The 3,353-nt window shown below is 69.2% G+C and carries 2 protein-coding genes; both read right to left on the reverse strand.

All coding sequences use genetic code 11. The features are described from left to right. Positions 1-138 precede the first annotated feature (138 nt). Entirely contained in the window at positions 139-1,386 is a 1,248-nt protein-coding gene (locus DBO33_RS42295) for a serine hydrolase domain-containing protein (RefSeq protein ID WP_107661285.1), read from the reverse strand. A 127-nt stretch (positions 1,387-1,513) separates the two neighbouring features. After that, on the reverse strand, positions 1,514-3,202 hold the full coding sequence (treZ, locus tag DBO33_RS42300; RefSeq protein ID WP_107661286.1) for a malto-oligosyltrehalose trehalohydrolase: 1,689 nt from the start codon (positions 3,200-3,202) through the stop codon (positions 1,514-1,516). Positions 3,203-3,353 lie beyond the last annotated feature (151 nt).

The following is a 3,353-nucleotide window of genomic DNA, read 5'->3' on the forward strand; positions in this document are numbered from 1 at the left end:
CGGATGCATCCGGGGGCTGGATCGTCGCCTGGCAAGGCGGAGGAGTTGCCGATACCGGGTTTGTATCGGCGACGACGACAACGCGGCCAGGCGGCGATCCAGCCCCCGGAGGCGCCGGATGGGACTTTGCGACAGGCCCTAGGCCGCTGCCTCGCGCGTCGCCTCCATCGGGACGCGCCGGGTGGCGCGCAGGCAGTTCAGCACCAGCGGCAGCAGCCAGAAGGCGGCGGACTGGTCGTAGGACAGTTGCGCCGCCGAGAGCCGGTTGTGCACGAAGCCGACCGAAAGGCCGAGGCGCGGTTCGGCCCAGCCGAAGGAGCCGCCGAGACCGATGTGGCCGAAGCCGGCGCGGGCGCCCGGCATCGGCAGCGAGTGGTAGCCGAGTCGCCACATCATCGGCGCGTAGAACAGGGCGCTGTCGAGCCGATAGGTCTGAATACGGCGCACCGCCTTGATGGTTCGCGGGCTCAGGTACGGACGTCCTTCCACCACACCGTCGTTCGCGAGCGCGCCGTACATGGTGGCCAGCGCCGGGGCGGTGCAGACGCCGTTGCCCGCGCCGAGTTCGGTCTGCAGGATCGGCGGATCTTCGCCCTCCAGAATGGTTTCCAGGCCGGGCAGGAACAGGCAGCGTGTCGCGGCACCGAGGGCGCCGGGGATCAGGTGGCTGCGGCCGAGCACCATGGCGCCGACCGGTTTTCCGATCAAACTCAGCTGGGAACCCGCCAGGGGCGCGTAGGTGGTCTTCGCGGAATCCGGTGGGGTGCCGAGGTGGATGCCGTCGATACCGAGCGGTTCGGCGACCTCCGTGCGGAACAGGTCCGCCATGCCGCGGCCGGTGATCGCGCGGGCCAGGCCCGCCATCAACCAGCCGAAGGTGAGCGCGTGGTAGGCCGGAACGCCCAGCAGGCGATCGGGTTTCGCGGCGGCGAGGCGCTGCTCCATCAGTTCGTGATCGAGCACGTCGTGCATGCCGGTGGCGAGCGGGGCGAGGGCGGACAGGCCCGCGCTGTGCGTCATCGCTTGGCGCACGGTGATTTTGCTCTTGCCGTTGGCGCCGAACTCCGGCCAGTATTCGGCGACCGGTGCGGCGTAGTCGATCAGCCCCCGGTCGGCGAGCCGGTGCATGACGGTGGCGGTGACGCCCTTCGTCGCGGAGAAGATGATCGACCCGGTGTCCTGGGTCCACGGGGTGCCGCCGCCGGATCCGGTCCAGATGTCGAGCAGTGGCTCACCGTGCAGGTGCACCGCCAGCGCGCCGCCCGCGCCGCGGCGGTGTCCGAAGGTCCTGGCGAAAGCGCGTACCAGCGGGGCGAATTCGGCGGTGGCGCTGCCACCCATGCCGGACGGGATCGGCGCTAGATCCCCCGTAGCGTCGTTGCTCATCTTTCTACGGTAATGGCGGCGGTCCCGCCCGGCAACGTGTCTGTCTCGGACAGTGCGGTATCGTGACTTTCCCGCAATCGCATTCGGGGCCCGCTGTGCGAATTTCTACGGCCGCGAGGCGGTTCCGTTATCTGTCCGCCAGGATCGCGAACGAGTGAGCGGGAATCGTTGTCGCCGACGGGCCTTCGGTCGGCGGCTCCCACGACAGCAGCGAGAAACCGGTGACCGGCACGGTGACCTGGTCTTCGGACAGATTGCACACCAGCTTCAGCGCGCCGCGATGCACGACGATCCAGCGGGCGCTTTCGTCGTAGTCGACCGAGGTATGCGACAGCCACGGGTCGGTGAGCTCGGGGCGCTGCCCGCGCAGTGCGAGCAGCTTGCGGTAGCAGGACAGTAGCCGCAGGTGGCGCGATTCTTCGAGCTCGGCCCAGTCCAGTTTCGAGCGCAGGAACGTCGACGGGTCCTGCGGGTCGGGTACCTGCTCGGCGCTCCAGCCGTGGTCGGCGAACTCGGCTTTGCGGCCGTCCGCGGTGGCGGCGGCGATCACCGGGTCGGTGTGCGAGGTGAAGAACTGGAACGGGGTGCGCGCGCCCCACTCCTCCCCCATGAACAGCATGGGCGTGTAGGGCGAGCACAGGACGAGCGCGGCTTTGATCGCCAGTTGGCCGTCGGTCAGGTAGGCGCTGGGGCGGTCGCCGATGGCGCGGTTGCCGATCTGGTCGTGATTGCAGGTGTAGGCGAGCAGCGCGGCGGCCGGGGTCACCGCGGTGTCTATCGGGCGGCCGTGGGTGCGGCCGCGGAAGCTGGAAAACGTTGCAGCGTGGAAGAATCCGTGCGTCAGCGTGTGCGCCAGGCAGCGCAGGGAACCGAAATCGGCGTAGTAGCCCTGTCGTTCGCCGGAGACCGCGGTATGGATCGCGTGGTGCAGGTCGTCGTTCCACTGCCCGGTGAGGCCGTAGCCGCCCGCGGCGCGCGGGGTGATCAGGGTGGGGTCGTTGAGGTCGCTCTCCGCGATCAGGGTGAGCGGCCTGCGCACGTGGGCCGCGAGACGCGTTGTCTCCGTGGCGAGTTCGGCGAGGATGTGGGTGGCGGTCCGGTCGACCAGTGCGTGTACCGCGTCCAGTCGCAGGGCGTCGATGTGGAAGTCGCGCAGCCACCGCAACGCATTGGCGATGATGTGCGCGCGCACCTCGTCCGAGTCGGGTCCGTCCAGGTTGAGGCTCTGCCCCCACGTGTTGCGACCATCGGTGAGGTAGGGCGCGAACCGCGGCAGATAGTTGCCGGACGGGCCGAGGTGGTTGTAGACGACGTCGAGCGCGACCGCCAGTCCCCTGGCATGGCAGGCGTCCACGAACCGCTGCAAACCGTCGGGCCCGCCGTACGGTTCGTGCACCGCATACCAGAGCACCCCGTCGTAGCCCCAGTTGTGCGGCCCGTCGAACGCATTCACCGGCATCAACTCGACCACGGTGACCCCGAGCTGCACCAGATGGTCGAGCCGCTCGATCGCCGAGTCGAACGTCCCTTCCGGCGTGAACGTCCCCACATGCATCTCGTAGTACACCGCGCCCGCCAACGGCCGCCCGGTCCAGTTCGCATCCGTCCACACCGAAGGATCCAGCCGATGCAGCGCCGACCGCCCGTGCACCCCGTCGGGCTGTCGCGGCGACCGAGGATCCGGCAGCACAGTCGGATCCTCATCGATCAAGAACCCATACCGAGCCCCCTCCGCAGCCGTCACCTCCACCCGCCACCAGCCGCCGGCACACCGGTCCTCTGACCTGGCTGTGCGATGGGTAGCGGGGTTGTGCACGGGCGGGGTGGGTGCGGGCGTGCAATGCTGGCTTGGTGACCTTGTTCGAGGTGTGGGCGCCGCTGCCGGAGCGGGTGCGGTTGGACCTGGATGGTGCGATTCATTCGATGGACCGGTGTGCCGGCGGCTGGTGGCGGGTGGAGGTGACGGC

The organism is Nocardia suismassiliense (assembly GCF_900269665.1).
GTDB classification, from domain to species: Bacteria; Actinomycetota; Actinomycetes; order Mycobacteriales; family Mycobacteriaceae; genus Nocardia; species Nocardia suismassiliense.